The sequence below is a fragment of the Streptomyces sp. NPDC028907 genome, assembly GCF_055564995.1.
The window spans coordinates 231,796-246,441 of the sequence record NZ_JBVHVE010000012.1 but is presented as its reverse complement, the minus strand read 5'-3'; the positions used below and the strand labels follow the sequence as shown (position 1 = coordinate 246,441).

The following is a 14,646-nucleotide window of genomic DNA, read 5'->3' as shown; positions in this document are numbered from 1 at the left end:
CTCATCCATTCTGGAAGCGGATCAGCGCCGGGTCTGCCTGAGGCACTCCTCCGATGTGGTTGACAGTCGAGGCCTACTTGGTCGACAATCGACCAAGTGAATGGTCGACAATCGACCTGTGGCCAAACTGCTCCACTTAACGCACGAGGAGGACCCTGTGGGATTCGATGTCAAGCCCAAGTTCGTGACGTTCGACATGAACGGAACGCTGATCAAGTTCAGCATCAACGACACGATGCGTGAGGTTCTGGGCGACCGGCTGCCGGCCGAGGTCGCCGATGAGTACCTGCGGATCTGCAAGGCGTACCGGATCGACGAGTGCACGGGCGCGTACCAGCCGTTCCACCAGGTCGTCGCGCGTTCCATGGAACGCGCCTCGCACAGTGTCGGTCTGGAGTACCGCGAGGGCGAGGCGCGGGCGGTGTACGAGCGCATTCCCACCTGGGGCCCGTACCCCGGTGTCACCGAGGCGCTGAACCGCCTGGCCGAGGCGGTCCCGCTGGTCATCATCACGAACAGCGACACCGCGCACGCCGTGCGCCTCGCGGAGAACCTCAAGGCCCCCTTCGAGGTCGTCATCAGCGCCGAGGAGATGGGCGTCTACAAGCCGCGACTCCGCGCCTTCGAGTACATGTTCGACAGGCTCGGTGTCGCACCCGACGAGCTCGTGCACGTCTCCGCGAGCCCGATGTACGACCATCGCTCCGCGGCGATCATGGGCATCAAGAACAAGGTGTACATGGACCGCGGCTGGGAGCACGACGAGCACTGGCTCGGCTACGAGCGGATCACCGACATCGCCGACCTTCCCGTCCTCTTCGGCCTGCCGCGCCCCTGACGCTGAGCCTGAGCGGAGAACTGAGGAAAATGATGCACAGCAAGAGGGTGGCGGCATGACTCAGCCCCTGCCTCAAACCGTCAAGGGTGAGTCGGCTTCAGAAAGGCTCCAGGCCCTGGGACTGAAGCTACCCGTCCTCGCCGGCACCACGTACCTCGTGCCCCACCGGACGGTGGGCTCCACCATCCACCTCTCCGGCCAACTCCCCTTCAAGGACGGCGAGCTACTGGGTCAGGGCGTTGTTGGCCGGGACGTGGAGCTGGAGACCGCGCAAGAGCTCGCACGCCATGCCGCCCTCAACGCGCTCGCTGCCGCTGCGCAGGCGGTGGGTGACCTGGACCGGGTCCGGATCGTGCAGATGCTGGTCTTCGTCGCCAGCACGCCGGACTTCGGTCAGCAGTCGAACGTCGCCAACGCAGCCAGCGAACTGTTCATCGAGGTACTGGGTGAGAACGGACGCCACGCCCGCACCGCGATCGGTGTCGCCGGGCTGCCGCTCAACACCCCTGTCGAGATCCAGGTCGTCTGCACCGCTGTGTAGCGCGAGCCGCTCATGAGCAGTGCGGCGGTGGCCCGGCTTCGACGTGCAACTCGACGCCCTCGGCCAGCACGATCGACACCCCGGTGCAATCCTGCTGGCCGACGCGAGGGGCAGATCCCGCTCCGGCGCCTCGCCCCTCCCGAGGAGATCGCCGACGCCGTCCTCTTCCTCGCGTCGCCGGAATCCTCGTACATCCCCGGGGCAACGCACCCCGTCGACACCGGCCACACCGCCTTCCAGCAGCGGCCCACGCGGTTCCCAGAGACAAAGGACGCACCATGAACGCCCTCGCGGCACCACCCCGAAACGGAGAGCTCGGCTTCTGGGTGGCCCAACTGGCCGACAAGAGGCCCTCGTTCCCCCGCTTCACCGGCCAGGACTCCATCGACGTGGCCATTGTCGGCGGCGGCTATACCGGCCTGTGGGCGGCGTACTTCGCCAAGAAGCTCGAACCGTCGCTCTCGGTCGCCGTCTTCGAGGCCGAACAGGTCGGTTACGGCGCATCGGGACGCAACGGTGGCTGGCTCTCGGCGATGCCTCCGGGCAACCGTGCCGCCTTCGCCCGCGCCGGCGGAGGAATGGCAGCGAGCCGGGCGCTGCAGCAGGAGTTCGTCGCCGGCGTCGACGCGGTCCTGGACATCCTTGAGGCCGAGGGCATCGATGCCGATCAGCACAAGGGCGGCGCGCTCGTCGCCGCCCACACTCGGGCGGGGCTGGGCCGGCTTGTCACCAGGCGTGATACCGACCTGAAGTACGGACTGACCGACGACGAGGTCCACCTGCTCGACCGGGACGAGTTCCAGTCCCAGGTCAACATCTCCACCGTCCACGGCGGGCTCTTCTACAAGCACTGCGCGCGGATCCACCCCGCGAAACTCGTCTACGGCCTCGCCGACACCCTGACCTCCATGGGGGTGACGATCTACGAGGGCAGCCGAGTGGACAGTGTCGGGGGCAAGACCCTCACCCTGGCCGACGGTCGTGTCACCGCGGCGAAGACGTTCATCTGCACCGAGGGCTATTCTGGACAGCTGCTGGGCAGCCGGACCCTGATCCCGGTCAATTCCTCGATGATCGTGACCAAGCCCCTGCCGCAGGAGGCATGGCAGCAGATCGGCTGGGACGGGCCCCAGTGCCTCAACGACTCCGCGCACACGTTCATCTACGCCCAGCGGACATCGGACGGCCGTATCGCCATGGGGGGCCGCGGTGTCCCCTACCGCTTCGGGTCCGGTACGGGAGGAGCCGGTGCGACCGCCCAGTCCACCATCGACCTGATCTCGCACAAGCTCAGTACCTTCTTCCCGGACATCCCCTTCGAGGTGGACCACGCATGGTCGGGAGTCCTGGGCGTCACGCGTGACTGGAACGGCGGCGTGCTCTGGGACCCGGCATCCGGGATCGGATCGTCCACCGGCTACGCGGGACACGGCGTCACGTCGGCCTACGTCGGCGGCAGAACTCTCGCGGAGCTCGCCTTCGAGAGGGAAACCGAACGGACCACTCTCCCCTGGGTCGGCTACCGGGCACGCAAGTGGGAACCGGAACCCGTTCGCTGGCTGGGCGTTCACGCCATGTACCGGCTCTTCGGCATCGCCGACCAGTGGGAAGAGCGCAGGAACTCCAGCAAGACCTCACTCCTGGCCAAGTTCGGCAGCAGGCTCGCCGGACTTCACGAGTAGACGAGAAGGAACCGCTCCCATGGACGCACAACTCGCCGTCATCGGCCTGGGCAGCATCGGAAGCATGGCCCTGTGGCAGGCCTCCCGGCTGACCGACTCGGTCGTGGGCTTCGAGGCCGCCACCCCCGCCCACGGCCGCAGTGCCGTGGGCGGGGACACCCGCCTGTTCCGCATGATCTACCTCGGCAGGCCCGAGTACTACCCCATCATCGAACGCTCCCGCGGCCTGTGGGCCGAGCTCGAAGCGGAAACCGGACAGGACATCCTCACCACCACCGGGGGCCTCACCATCGGGACGGCAAACAGTAACTTCATCAACAGCCTCATCGAGACAGCGCGCGACAACGGAGCCGAGCACCGCGTCCTCAGCCGGGAGGAGATAGCGGATCGCTACCCCCAGCACAACCTCCGCCCCGACGACTGCGCCGTCTACGACCCCCGCGGCGGCGTTCTGCGCACCGACCGCGCCGTCAGCGCCGCCGTCGCGGCGGCCCGGGCCAACGGTGCCACCGTCCTGCAGAACACACCCGTCGACAGCATCACCGAAACCGACCACGGCGTCGTCGTCACCTCGGGCGGCAGGACCTGGACGTTCGAGAAGGTCATCGTCGCCTCGGGCGGCTGGTCCCGCAGACTCATGCCCGACCACCTCAAGGCCGTCACCGAAACCCATCGGATCGTCCTGACCTGGTTCATCGCCGAAGACGGCACCCAGTTCTCGCCGGAGAACTTCCCCGCCTTCAGCCGGTGGTACGAGGACCGCTCCATGTACGGCGCACCCGCCGTCGACGGCGTGACGGTCAAGGCATCAATCGACGGACCGCTGGCCGGGCGCGCACGGGCAACCCCCAACCCGGACGCCGTGCCCAGGGAACTCACCCAGGAAGAGATCGAGAAGGTCACCGAGACCGTCACCGAGTTCTTCCCCGGCCTGATCCCCACCATCGCGCGCTCCGACGCCTTCCCCGACCTCTTCACCCAGGACCGGCATCCCCTCATCGGCTGGCTGGATCAGAACAGCAGCATCTACTGCGCCACCGGATTCTCCGGCAAGGGCTTCAAAATGGCGACCGGCTACGGCCACATCGCCGCACACGAGGCGCTCGGCAAGCAGACGTTCGAAGGCCTGGACTTCGTACGTCCGGACCGGTTCAAGACCAGGTAGCCGCCCACTCCTGCCGCCTCGGCGCAGTGACCTCGGTATCGCCATCCGGCTGACGGTCGGTGTGCGGCTCATCTCTTGATGTCTCGCAACGATGGTGAGAACCAGCTGTATGCCGAACGCGCCCTCTGGGCCGTCCTCGTCCCGGCCGCCGTTCTGGGCCCTGCTCGGGGCGCTCGCGCGGACCTCCCGCGCCGGCAGGTGCGAGTTCGGGAGCCGGTGAGGCCGGGCATGCCGGGGTGGGTCCCGGTGAGTGAGCTGACGGCATCGCTGCTGGGCCGGCTGATCGGTGATCTGACGAGCGGACCCTTGTTCCTCGACGGCCCGGTGCGGCTCACGCGTGAACGGGCCTTCTCCATGGCGCGCAGCCGCGCGGAGATCAACCCGCATGCGTTCAGGTCTGGTGGTTTGAGCGCCCGATTCCCGCAAGCGGTCGGCAAGTCAGGGGCGCGCAGTGCCGCTGACAGGGCGCGGTGGACGTGAGCACCTGCCACGCTGCCCGGGAGAGCCGCCTCCCGGTGGGAAGGCGCTCGGTCCCGCTCGCCGACGGTCGCCTCGGGCGCGCCGCGGGCCGTGGAGACAAGCGCCAATCATCGCCGGGCGCAGGGTCTTGGACAGGCCCCGCCTGGTGGACTGGTTAACCGCCGGGCAGCTGCGCCAGTTGGTGCCCGCGTTGCCCCTGAGGGATCAGTGGCGTCCGGGGTGAAAGGGGACCGCTGCGGAGCCCGTCGCGATCGAGGAGGGGGTTGGGTCAGACCTTGATCACGGTGGCCCGTCCGCCGCACAGCGCGGTGAGGTCCTCGGGATCGGAGGTGAGGATCGTGACGGGGCCGGGCGCGGCGAGGGCGGTAGCGCCGAGCATGGCGTCGATGGCGTATTCGTGGCCATGCAGGCCGGCGTCGGCGAGGAGGGCGGCGGCGTGTCGGGCGATGGGCTCGGTGACCGGTTCGACGATGAGGCGGGAGAGCGTCCACTCCAGGGCCGGGCGGTTGATCCGTGGATGGACGACTTCCACGAGGGTGGCCGCGGAGGTGATCACCCGGAGGTCGTCGGCGCGGGCCAGGGCGAGCCACCCGGTCACTGTGCGGTCGCGCAGGACTGCCTTGGCCAGCCCTTCGCTGTCCAGGACGAGGGTGCCGCCGGGGAGGGCGGGGGAGCGGGTCACGCCGCGTCCGCTCCGCCCTGCGTCTGCTCCCTACGGGCCTGGTGGAGCTGGTCGCGCAGCGCCTGGATCTCCTCGTCGGTGACGGGCCCGTGCTCGGCCTCGGCGACGGAGATGAGCTCGTTGAGGTTGTCGCGCTCGATCTGGCGGGCGACGGCTGCGGCCACGTAGGCGGAGAGGCCGGAGGGGCCGCTGCGGGCCTTGGCTGCTTCGGCGATGTCGCGCGGCATGGTGATCGAGTACTTGCCGGTAGGCTCACTCATGCCACCAATCCTACCTACTATCCTCCTTGGCGTGTCGACGTGGCCAGGATCGAGTTGCACGAGCGTATGTACGTGGCGATCGCGGCGGACATCCCCACGGCGATGCGGCAGGTGAGAGCGGTCGGCGCGCCGGTCAGGTCTCCATTACGGCATTACAGTCAGGGCATACCGAGGATGCGTACTCTGCGGGGTACCACGAAGCCTCAGGGTGCTCGGAGGGTTTCCAGTGGGATGTCTCCATGGCGAAGGTGTCCTTGCCACAGAGGGTTCGTGGCCCGGTCGCATCGGGTGTCCCTGAGGCGGCGGTGGGTGCCGCGTGCACCCGGTGGACGGGCCGTTCCGCGCCACGCGCCACGCGCGGGGAGCTGCGTGTTGCCACCGCCTTGTCGAGTTCGTACACGACGAGGACTTCGCCCATGTCTCCACGATAGGGGAGGGCGGCGCGGCCCGCCCGCAGTGTCCGACCCCGGGTTGTGCCGGCTCCCGTCGGCTACGCCGCACTCTTCCGCCATGCTGAACTGGCCTGACAGGCGGTTCGGGCGAGTGGTGCGCGACGCGCCGGAGCGGCGCTCCTGAAGGCGACGGCAAGGGGAGGGGCGGGTCGCGTCCCAGATCAGCGGGTGAGCACGGAGCGTAGCTGACCGTAGGTCGACGGAAGCCGAAGCCTCCTGGTGGCGCCGGCCGGTGCCTTCCGCGGGTCCTTGGCCACAGCGGTGATGAGCATGGCCTGTCCGCCGGGTGGGCGACTACGACCAGAATCCCCCGGACACGAGTACCGGACGCCGCCCGGGCCGGATCGCGCCAAGGGGTGGCGGGTCTCAGCCCTGCCGCCCCGTTGCCTGTCCGGCCTTGACGTCGGCCGCCTACCGATCGACGTACTCCTGGCCCGACAGCCGCAAGATTGCGTACGTGATCTCGTCGGTGACGGCCCGCAGCACCGTCTTGTGCTGCGCCATTCCCGCAAAGCGCGAGAAGTCCAGTGGTTCCCCGAAACGGATCGTGACTGGCGGGAGTCTCGGCAGGACACGTCCCGAAGGCCAGAGCTCGAAGGTGCCCAGCATCGCGCACGGAATGACCGGAACCTGCGCGGCCAGTGCCATCACCGCCACCCCGGCCCTGCCCCTGTACAGGTGACCGTCGGGGGAACGCGTGCCCTCCAGATAGATCGCGAGCAGTTGTCCCTTCGCCAGTACCCCAAGACCCGGATCGCCGCCTGCGCCGCGGTCCTGCCCGACCTGTCCACCGAGATCTGCCCGGCACCGCGCAGCACGAGCGCGGTCAGTCGGCCCCTGATGCCCGGCGCCGTGAAGTACTCCGCCTAGGCCAGGAACGTGATGCGCCGTTTCAGGACCGTGGGCATGAGGAGGGGGTCCGCGAAGGACAGGTGATTCCCGGCGACGATCGCCGCGCCCAGTCACCTGGCGCAGCCGACGTCCAGCACTTCGATCACGTCACCATGGCGGGTATAGACAAGCCAGCACCATTCACCGAATGCTGACGCAGGTCCGAGACCACTGCGCCCGGGCCTGTGGGCGACCACCACCAGAATCCCTCCGGACATGAGTGCTTGGCCACTCCCCGGTGGGGTGGGTCCGTCTGCCGGCTGCGTCGCTCCCGCTCTGCACCCGCCGATGGGCCAGAATGTCGCCTGGCGCAACGGCAAGACCGCGACGTTCATGCCGAAGCCGATCTTCGGCGACAACGGCTCCGGTTGCACACCCACCAGTACCTGTGGTTGGGCGGCGAGCCGCTGTTCTACGGCGAGGAGGGCTACGCCGGCCTGTCGGACACCGCTCGCCGCTACATCGTGGGTCCACTCAGGCACGCCCGGTGCGAGGATCACTCGGACTCCGGCGCGCGCCGAGGCCTGGCCTTCGCGCGCCGCGCCGGTGCTCCGTCGGGATGCCGCGGCCTCAGATGCGGTCGGCCACGATGAGGAGGTAGTGGAAGCTGCCTTCCTTGTACGCGGTGAGGAAAGGGTCCTCGATGCCGGTGGCCACGGAGGACTTGGCGCGCAGTTCCCAGTACGGGATGGTGTCCGGGGTCAGGTCGATGACCTGGATGGGAACGAGGTTGTTGGCTGCGAGTGCCTTGAAGTACTCGCTGCGGGGGTGGATGTTGCAGGTGTAGTGCTCGTCGATCTTGCTGACGGCCTTGGAGCGCATGCCGGTGACGTCGTTGGAGCAGCCGGTGATGCAGACGTAGCGGCCGCCGTACTCCAGCAGGCGGGAGAACTCAGCGAACAGGTCGAGCAGGTCGACGTACATGGTGGTCTCGTTGGTCCAGATGGCGCGGCGCGATCCGGTGTCGAGACGGGTGTCGAGCATGTTGCGGAAGTGGAACTGGACCTTGTCGGCCACGCCCCGCTTGCGTGCCTGCTCGCCTGCGAAGGCGACCTGTTGCTCGGAGATGCTGACGCCGTCGACGTGGCAGCCGAAGCGGGCGTTGGCCATGATGCTGGTGCCGCCGCGGCCGGAACCGGCGTCCAGGAGGCGGTCGTCTGGGGTGATGTCGCCGAGGTGGTCGAGCAGGACGTCGGCCTGGGCGGTCTCCAGGCGGTGCAGTTCCTCGATGATGCGCTGGTCACGGGTGTCCTGCGGGCCGGCCAGGACGGACGGGTCCCACTCGCCGAGGCCGTAGTGGTGGTGGTAGAGGCCGTCGACCTCACCGAGCTTGATGTTGACGGGGTCCTTCTCGGCGTTCCAGTAGTCGGCGACGGACTTCTGGTACTCGGTGCGCAGGACGTCGCGCATGGCGATGCTTTCCATCTGGGTGGAGATCTTGGACATGGAGCGGAGAGTCCTTATCAGGGTGGGGGGTGGAGTTGGCGGCGGAGCGGGGCTCAGGCCGCGTTCGTGTCGCTGTGGTAGCGGGCGCTGGCGGCGTGCCATTCGCGGTTGCCGCCGAGCCAGGCCCAGGTGCCGGCCAGGAAGCGGCGCAGCTCGGGCGAGCCGGTGAGGGAGAGGGCGGCCGCCTCCGCCTCGAAGGTGTGCATGAGTTCGTTGTGGACGGCGACGGTACGGTCGACCGCCTCCTGCAGGGAGCAGTCGTCTTCGGCGGCGATCAGCCGGGGCAGGCTGAAGTCCGTCGGGTCCTCCTTGCCCATGGAGTAGAGGTCGTTGACGATCACGCTGGCGGTGCCCGCCAGGGTGAACGCGCGCCGTACCCGCGGATCGGCGAACTCGCCGTACGGCAACTCGTAGCCGGCGACCGCGTCGATGAGCACCATGCACGGGATGAAGCTGTTCTCGTGCCGGTGCATCAGGAACTCCCAGACGGGCGGGGTCTGTTCCTTGGTGTGCCAGACGGCCTCCTGGTTGTAGGCGACGAACATGATGCCCAGCTCGTGGCGCAGGCGGCGCACCTGTGAAGTCGTCGCGTACGAGTGGAGGTTGCGCAGGCTGTCCCGCAGGGCCCGGCATACCGGGTCCGCCTGGACGACCTCCTCCAACTGCCCGGCGTACGCCAGCGGGAGGTTCGCCTGGTCGATCACCGAGTGGGCGATGGCGAGCCGTTGGCCGAGCAGGTCGTGCTGCGCCTCCTCCACCTCGCCGTCCACGTAGTGGTCGTCCACCGCCCATTCCGACAGCGCGCACTTGGCCGCGGCCAGCAGCCGATCGGGGTCGTCCGACTCGGGGTGGGCGAGCATGATCAGCCGTCCGAAGTCGGCCTTGCGGATCTTGTCGAGCTGACCGGGGTAGATCCCGATCTCCTCGGCCCACTCGACCAGTCGCTCGGTGACGGTCTCGCCGAGAGCCCGGTCGTCGCGGACGGCGGGCGGGCAGTGGAGCCGGGGTGCGGGATCCACCGGTGCCGGTTCCCTGCGGGCCTGGGGAGCCGGTGCCGGCCGGGCAGCAGACGTGCCGAGTCCGGTAGGGCCGGTCGGCAGGGTCGGCACCGCCTGCCGGGCGGCCGACGGGGGCGGCAGGGGGAGGGTGGGCGCTGTGACGCCTGCGGCGCCGCTCGGGACGGTGCGGGGGCGGGCGGCGCCCGTACCGGAGGAGATCCGTGCCGCCGTCGTACCCAGCCCGGTGGGGGCCGAGGGCAGTCGCGGGCCGCGCGACGCCTGCGCGGGGGCCGACGGCCGCGGCGAGGCCGACGCGCCCGTCGAGAGGAGCGCCCGCACCAGCCCCGCCACGTCGTGACCCGCGGCGGGCGCGGTGATCCGGGAGATCAGCGACACCGTCGTCAGCTCCCGTTCGTGCGGGTGACCTGCACGTTCTCCAGGATCCCGAGGGCGTCGGGCACCAGTACTGCCGCCGAGTAGTAGTTGCTGACCAGGTAGGAGATGATCGCCTTCTCGTCGATGCCCATGAAGCGCACGTTGAGGCCGGGCTCGACCTCGTCGGGGATGCCGGTCTGGTACAGGCCGATCACGCCCTGGTCGTCCTCGCCGGTGCGCATGGCGATGATCGACGAGGTGCCCTGCTTGCTGATCGGGATCTTGCCGCACGGCAGCAGGGGCACTCCGCGCCAGGCGGGCAGGTGGTTTCCGTGCAGTTCGACGCCGCCGAAGTAGATGCCACGCTTGTTGCACTCGCGGCCGAACGCGGCGATCGCCTTGGGGTGGGCGAGCAGACAGCGGGTCTTGCGTCGCATGCTCAGCAGCTCGTCCAGGTCGTCCGGAGTCGGCGGGCCCGAGAACGTGGAGATCCGCTGGTCGAAGTCGGCGTTGTGCAGCATGCCGAACTCCTTGTTGTTGACCAGCTCGTGCTCCTGCCGCTCGCGCAGCGCCTCGATGGTCAGCCGCAGCTGCTGCTGTGTCTGGTTCATGGGCTCGTTGTAGAGGTCGGCGACCCGGCTGTGCACCCGCAGCACCGTCTGGGCCACGCTCAACTCGTACTCGCGCGGGGCGAGTTCGTAGTCGGCGAACGTCTGCGTCAGAGCGGCCTCGCCGGTGTGGCCCGAGCTCAGCGCGATCTCGGCCTCGCCGGACCTGTTCGTCTTCCGGTGGCCGTTGGAGCTGATCATCCGCACATGCGCGCGCAGTCCCTCGTGCCGCTCGGCGATGGCCTTGTATGCCGTCAGCGGCAGCGCGAGGACCGTCGTGGCGGTTACCGTGCGCGCCGTGAACTCCCACTTCTTGCCGGGTTCGGCCAGCGTCTGCCCGCCGAAGATGTCCCCGTCGGCCAGCAGCCCGACGACCGACTCGTCGTTGTCGTAGGGGCCGTCGACGATCTTCTCGACTTTGCCGTGCGCGACCAGGTACACGTGATCGGCCTTCCGGCCGGCTTGCACGATGACCTGGCCCGGCTCGTACTCCTTCTGCACGAACTTGTCGGCCAGCGCGCCGAGCGCGTCGTCGTCGGTGAAGCCGCGCAGCGGCGGCAGTTCACCGAGCTCGGCCGGGACGACCTGGAGCTTCGAGCCGGTCTTCACGAAGGACACCCGGCCGTCGCCCAGGGTGTACGACATGCGGCGGTTGACCCGGTAGGTCGCGCCCGGCACGTTCACCCAGGGCAGCATCCGGGTCAGCCAGCGCGAGCTGATCCCCTGCATCTGGGGCTCGGACTTGGTGGTCGTCGCCAGATTCCGGGCGGCCTGGGTACTCAGGCTCTGCCGCTCCTGCTCGTCCTGCTGTGCGGCGTCTGCCGCCGGCGGGGCGCTCGTCTCGACCGACATGGCACACCTCTTCCTGTTCGTACGACTGATCGGCGTGACAACACCTGTCGCAGTCACGCTCCGTGTATAGAACTAGCAGGAAGTGATCACTATGGGTAATGACTGAAACGGGCGCGCAAGCGCAGACAACGCCCCCGAGCGCGCGCCCCTGCGCCCCACCAATAAGGACGCCCTGTTCAGGAGCGTCCGAGGTCAACTTGACTGTTGCACCACGTGTCGGTGTCCGGCGATCCGTGGGCCGCGTGGATGAACGGTCACCGCCGCGTGGGCGTGGCGGCTGTGGTCGGTGGGCCGCGCGACCCACGAGGGCAGGTCGGATCAGGACCACCAGCTGGACCTTGGTAGAAGGTCGACGCGTGTGCCAGCGGCGGATTTCATCGTCCTGGCAAGCAGGTTCGAGGCATACCGCCAGGACTGGAAACACGAGAACGGCGGCCACTGGGCGATCACCCGCGACGGCGCCGAGGTACTCGGCCGGATCGAAAGATCATCTCCGGCAACCGACAGAACGTGCATGTCGCGCCGTGTTCCCCAAACCGCTGACGGTGGGCGTGGATGAACTGCAGCAGATCCTCGACGCGGACCGCAGCGACGACTTCGACGTGCGGACCGGCTTCAAGCATGCCGGCGACGGCAGCACCTCGCTGGTGCTCCTCGGGCAGCGACTCGGCGACGAGGACACCCTGCGCCGCCTGTTCACACCCCTCCTCCAACTGCGGCCGACCCGGACCTTCATCGAGGAACGCGGATTCTGGTCCGCGCAGGACTACCTCATGGAAACCCCCGGAGCGAAGGACGCCTACGCCTCCAAGTCCCTCGTCCCCGACCGATGGCCCGCTCCCGACACCGTGGCCGCTGTGGCCGACTGGACACGGGGCTGGCAGCCGGGGCCCGGCCGGGCCACCGGCTACGTGACCCTGTTCGCCATGGGCGGCGAAAGCGCCACGCCCCGCCCGGACGAGACGGCCTACCCCCATCGCGGTGCGACCTTCGTGATCGACGTCGGCACCCACTGGAAGCCCGGCGCCCCGCCGGCCGAGGTCCGCGCCCTCCTGGAACAGACCCGCTCCGCCCACCACATGCTCCGCCGCCGCCTCTCCACCCGCGCGGCCTATGTCAACTTCCCCGACCCGGACCTGCTCGACTGGCAGCACGCCTACTACGGAATCAACTACGACCGCCTGGTCGCCGTGAAGCGGCGCTACGACCCCACCGGCCTGTTTCGCTACCAACAAGCCGTCGGCGGTCCCGCGAGCTGACCCGACACCTGAAGGCTGCTGCCGCGCATGAGCCCGGTGACGAGGCCGCCCACGATGCCGGTGATCAGGCCGAGTTCGGCCGGGACACCGGAGGCGACCGCCACGCCGACGCACAGCGGCACGGCGACCAGGAAGACGACGATGGAGGCGAGGAAGTCCTGCCTCAGGTAAGGGAACTTCGACAGCATGGTCACCCGTCCCCTCAGAGCGTCTCGAACGTGTCGGAGTCCGCGCGGTGCGTCCGCACCATGCCGGTGTGGATCTCGTAGTACGACTCCCACCACGACCGGCCGGACGCCACGCTTTGCTCTCATCGCACAGCGCTTGCTCTCCCCGGCCTGCCGCGCCGACCACAGCGGCGCCAGCAGGCGCGAGTCGATCTCGCCGAGAGCGGCGGGCGCAGCTGCCGACGGTTGATCAACGATCGCGGTCCGAGGACTGGCACGGTTGCGGCTGCGCCGCCGCGTCGTCATGGGCGTGGGTGTCCGTCACTCGGAATCGCGCTTGCCCCAGGCTCCGCTTCCCACGCCCCGCACGAGCCTGCCCCGCCGCCGACGGGGCCGCCTCGCAACGCCGCAGAACCGCACCGTGACCAGGAGTGATCCCCGCCCGCAGCGAGAGCCGTCGCATGGTGTCAGCTCGCGTTCCCGGCATCGCTGCGGATCGTGCAAGCGGCCGGTAGACGCTGTTCCACTGCGCGACCCTCGACATCCGGCGTCGGGGCACGCTTGAGTCCCATTTCGACTGACCGGCCCACCAGCGCCGACTGCGGGCGGCAAAGGCTCAGGGTCGCCTGGTGACCGCCGCAGTCAGCTGATGTCACGCCTGCTGCGGGACTATCGCCACCGGGCACTCGGCGTGGTGCAGCACGGTGTGGCCCACCAGGCCGAGTTGCGGACCGAGGTGGCCGTGCCGCCGATGGGCCCCGATGACCAGGAGGTCGGCCGTCGCCGATCGGGCCATCAGCGCATGGCGTGCGGAGCCCTCGACCAGCGTGCGATGCACGATCACACCGGGGTTCTCCTTGACGAGGCCGTCCAATGCCTCGTCGAGCAGAGCCGCGGCATGGTCCTCCTCGGCATGGGCGGGCTCCCCGCTCAGCAGCGGATGCGGCGCAGTCCGGTGCGCCGGGCGACGCCAGGCCCGTACGGCCTCGACCTCACACCCGCGCACCGCGCCCTCCCGGAAGGCGTACCGGACCGCTGCCGGGGCTGTGGCACTGCCAACGCCCACGACGATGCGGCCGCCCGCGGCTTGTCGGTTCTCCGCCCGGCCGCGTACGACGACGACCGGGCAAGGGGCCCGGGCCGCGAGGGAGAGACTGACCGAGCCGAGCAGGAGCTCCCTGATCGGGCCCCTGCCGCGTGCCCCGGTCACGACGGCACTGGCGAGGCGCGCCTCGCGCAACAGCGCCGACACAGGATCCTCCGGCAGCACGCCGGTGCTGATCTCCAGACCCGGCGCGCGCCGGCGGGCACCTTGGGCGGCTAGCGCCACGACACTCTCGGCGAGGTCGTGCTCGGTCACCACATCCGGCCCAGCCCCGGGGACGTCCGCCAGGGCTGTCCCCTCGTATCGCTCCCAGAGCGATCCGTGGACGATCCGCAGCGGGAGACCGTGGCGGACCGCCTCGTCCACGGCCCAGTCGACGGCGTGGAGGCTGGGCTCCGAGCCGTCGACACCCACGACCAAGGGCAACGTCATGGTTCCCACCGCCTTCAGCGCGCCGGGATGTCCTCCCATTCTCCCTCCGCTGGACCGCCATGGTCTCGGTGGGGCCGAGGGACGCCGAGGTCGCGTAGAGCGCGTGACTCACCTGGTCGGCGTGCCAACTCGAAGCCGGTTGCCGTCGTAGTCGAACTGACTGCGAAGTCTTTTCCAGAGCCGTCCGGCAGTCAGGGCAGCAGGAGGACCCGCGTCTGCCTTCCTCAGCAATCCAGGAGCCCGATCCCGGGGGCGATCAGTTCACCACTTCTCGGAGGGCGATGCAGCGGAGCTGTTCAGCGCTGATCGTGTCGGCACGCGGAGGAGCGGCGCCCAGCGGGCCGATCGTTGCCACTGGCAGTCAGGGGGCGAAGGCTCACGGTTCTTGCGTGGGCCCGCCGGAGGATGGATGG

The 14,646-nt window shown here is 69.0% G+C and carries 13 protein-coding genes and 3 pseudogenes; 8 read left to right on the top strand and 8 right to left on the bottom strand.

From position 1 onward, the window contains the following. Positions 1–157: 157 nt before the first annotated feature. The 6 genes from ACZ4UU_RS32795 to ACZ4UU_RS32770 all read left to right on the top strand — a co-directional run bounded on the left by ACZ4UU_RS32795 (position 158) and on the right by ACZ4UU_RS32770 (position 4,706). Positions 158–838: a haloacid dehalogenase type II gene (locus ACZ4UU_RS32795; RefSeq protein WP_471907009.1), complete on the top strand. Its 681-nt coding sequence runs from the start codon at positions 158–160 to the stop codon at positions 836–838. A 55-nt stretch (positions 839–893) separates the two neighbouring features. Then, positions 894–1,379: a RidA family protein gene (locus tag ACZ4UU_RS32790; RefSeq protein ID WP_471907008.1), complete on the top strand. Its 486-nt coding sequence runs from the start codon at positions 894–896 to the stop codon at positions 1,377–1,379. A 12-nt stretch (positions 1,380–1,391) separates the two neighbouring features. Further along, on the top strand, positions 1,392–1,661 hold the full coding sequence (locus ACZ4UU_RS32785; RefSeq protein WP_471907007.1) for an SDR family oxidoreductase: 270 nt from the start codon (positions 1,392–1,394) through the stop codon (positions 1,659–1,661). Beyond that, positions 1,658–3,061 (top strand): NAD(P)/FAD-dependent oxidoreductase, encoded by a 1,404-nt coding sequence (locus ACZ4UU_RS32780; protein ID WP_471907006.1) that lies wholly within the window; start codon positions 1,658–1,660, stop codon positions 3,059–3,061. Before ACZ4UU_RS32785 ends, ACZ4UU_RS32780 begins: the two co-directional genes overlap by 4 nt. A 19-nt stretch (positions 3,062–3,080) precedes the next feature. Then, positions 3,081–4,226 (top strand): N-methyl-L-tryptophan oxidase, encoded by a 1,146-nt coding sequence (gene solA, locus ACZ4UU_RS32775; protein WP_471907005.1) that lies wholly within the window; start codon positions 3,081–3,083, stop codon positions 4,224–4,226. A 246-nt stretch (positions 4,227–4,472) separates the two neighbouring features. Continuing rightward, positions 4,473–4,706, top strand: coding sequence for a hypothetical protein (locus ACZ4UU_RS32770; protein WP_471907004.1), 234 nt, complete (start codon positions 4,473–4,475; stop codon positions 4,704–4,706). 268 nt (positions 4,707–4,974) lie between these two features. On the opposite strand, the gene ACZ4UU_RS32765 is transcribed toward ACZ4UU_RS32770, so the two are convergent. The 3 genes and pseudogenes from ACZ4UU_RS32765 to ACZ4UU_RS32755 form a co-directional block, all read right to left on the bottom strand. Further along, entirely contained in the window at positions 4,975–5,388 is a 414-nt protein-coding gene (locus tag ACZ4UU_RS32765) for a DNA-binding protein (RefSeq protein ID WP_471907003.1), read from the bottom strand. Then, positions 5,385–5,648 carry a CopG family transcriptional regulator gene (locus tag ACZ4UU_RS32760; RefSeq protein ID WP_471907002.1) on the bottom strand — a complete coding sequence of 88 codons (264 nt, stop codon included), beginning with the start codon at positions 5,646–5,648 and terminating at the stop codon, positions 5,385–5,387. The genes ACZ4UU_RS32765 and ACZ4UU_RS32760 overlap by 4 nt, the downstream gene beginning before the upstream one ends. Before the next feature lie 866 nt (positions 5,649–6,514). Beyond that, positions 6,515–7,062: pseudogene (locus tag ACZ4UU_RS32755) on the bottom strand (lysophospholipid acyltransferase family protein); the annotation flags it as partial. Positions 7,063–7,285: 223 nt separating this feature from the next. On the opposite strand from ACZ4UU_RS32755, the pseudogene ACZ4UU_RS32750 reads away from it, so the two are divergent. Then, positions 7,286–7,476, top strand: a pseudogene (locus ACZ4UU_RS32750) (type I glutamate--ammonia ligase); the annotation flags it as partial. Between the two features lie 85 nt (positions 7,477–7,561). Here ACZ4UU_RS32750 and ACZ4UU_RS32745 read toward each other — a convergent pair. Genes ACZ4UU_RS32745 through ACZ4UU_RS32735 form a run of 3 tightly spaced genes read right to left on the bottom strand, consistent with a single transcriptional unit; the run spans position 7,562 to position 11,270 of the window. Continuing rightward, positions 7,562–8,437, bottom strand: a complete 876-nt coding sequence (locus tag ACZ4UU_RS32745; RefSeq protein ID WP_471907001.1) for a geranyl diphosphate 2-C-methyltransferase — start codon at positions 8,435–8,437, stop codon at positions 7,562–7,564. Between the two features lie 53 nt (positions 8,438–8,490). Further along, on the bottom strand, positions 8,491–9,831 hold the full coding sequence (locus tag ACZ4UU_RS32740; protein WP_471907000.1) for a family 2 encapsulin nanocompartment cargo protein terpene cyclase: 1,341 nt from the start codon (positions 9,829–9,831) through the stop codon (positions 8,491–8,493). A 5-nt stretch (positions 9,832–9,836) separates the two neighbouring features. Then, a complete protein-coding gene (locus tag ACZ4UU_RS32735) occupies positions 9,837–11,270 on the bottom strand; it encodes a family 2B encapsulin nanocompartment shell protein (RefSeq protein ID WP_471906999.1) in 1,434 nt (477 codons plus the stop codon). 98 nt (positions 11,271–11,368) lie between these two features. Here ACZ4UU_RS32735 and ACZ4UU_RS32730 point away from each other — a divergent pair, with 98 nt between their 5' ends. After that, positions 11,369–12,529 (top strand): BBE domain-containing protein, encoded by a 1,161-nt coding sequence (locus ACZ4UU_RS32730; protein ID WP_471906998.1) that lies wholly within the window; start codon positions 11,369–11,371, stop codon positions 12,527–12,529. Here the strand turns inward: ACZ4UU_RS32730 and ACZ4UU_RS32725 are convergent. After that, positions 12,517–12,717: pseudogene (locus tag ACZ4UU_RS32725) on the bottom strand (SulP family inorganic anion transporter); the annotation flags it as partial. The gene ACZ4UU_RS32730 and the pseudogene ACZ4UU_RS32725 overlap by 13 nt on opposite strands. Positions 12,718–13,348: 631 nt before the next feature. Further along, positions 13,349–14,233, bottom strand: coding sequence for a universal stress protein (locus ACZ4UU_RS32720; RefSeq protein WP_471906997.1), 885 nt, complete (start codon positions 14,231–14,233; stop codon positions 13,349–13,351). Positions 14,234–14,646: the final 413 nt, after the last annotated feature.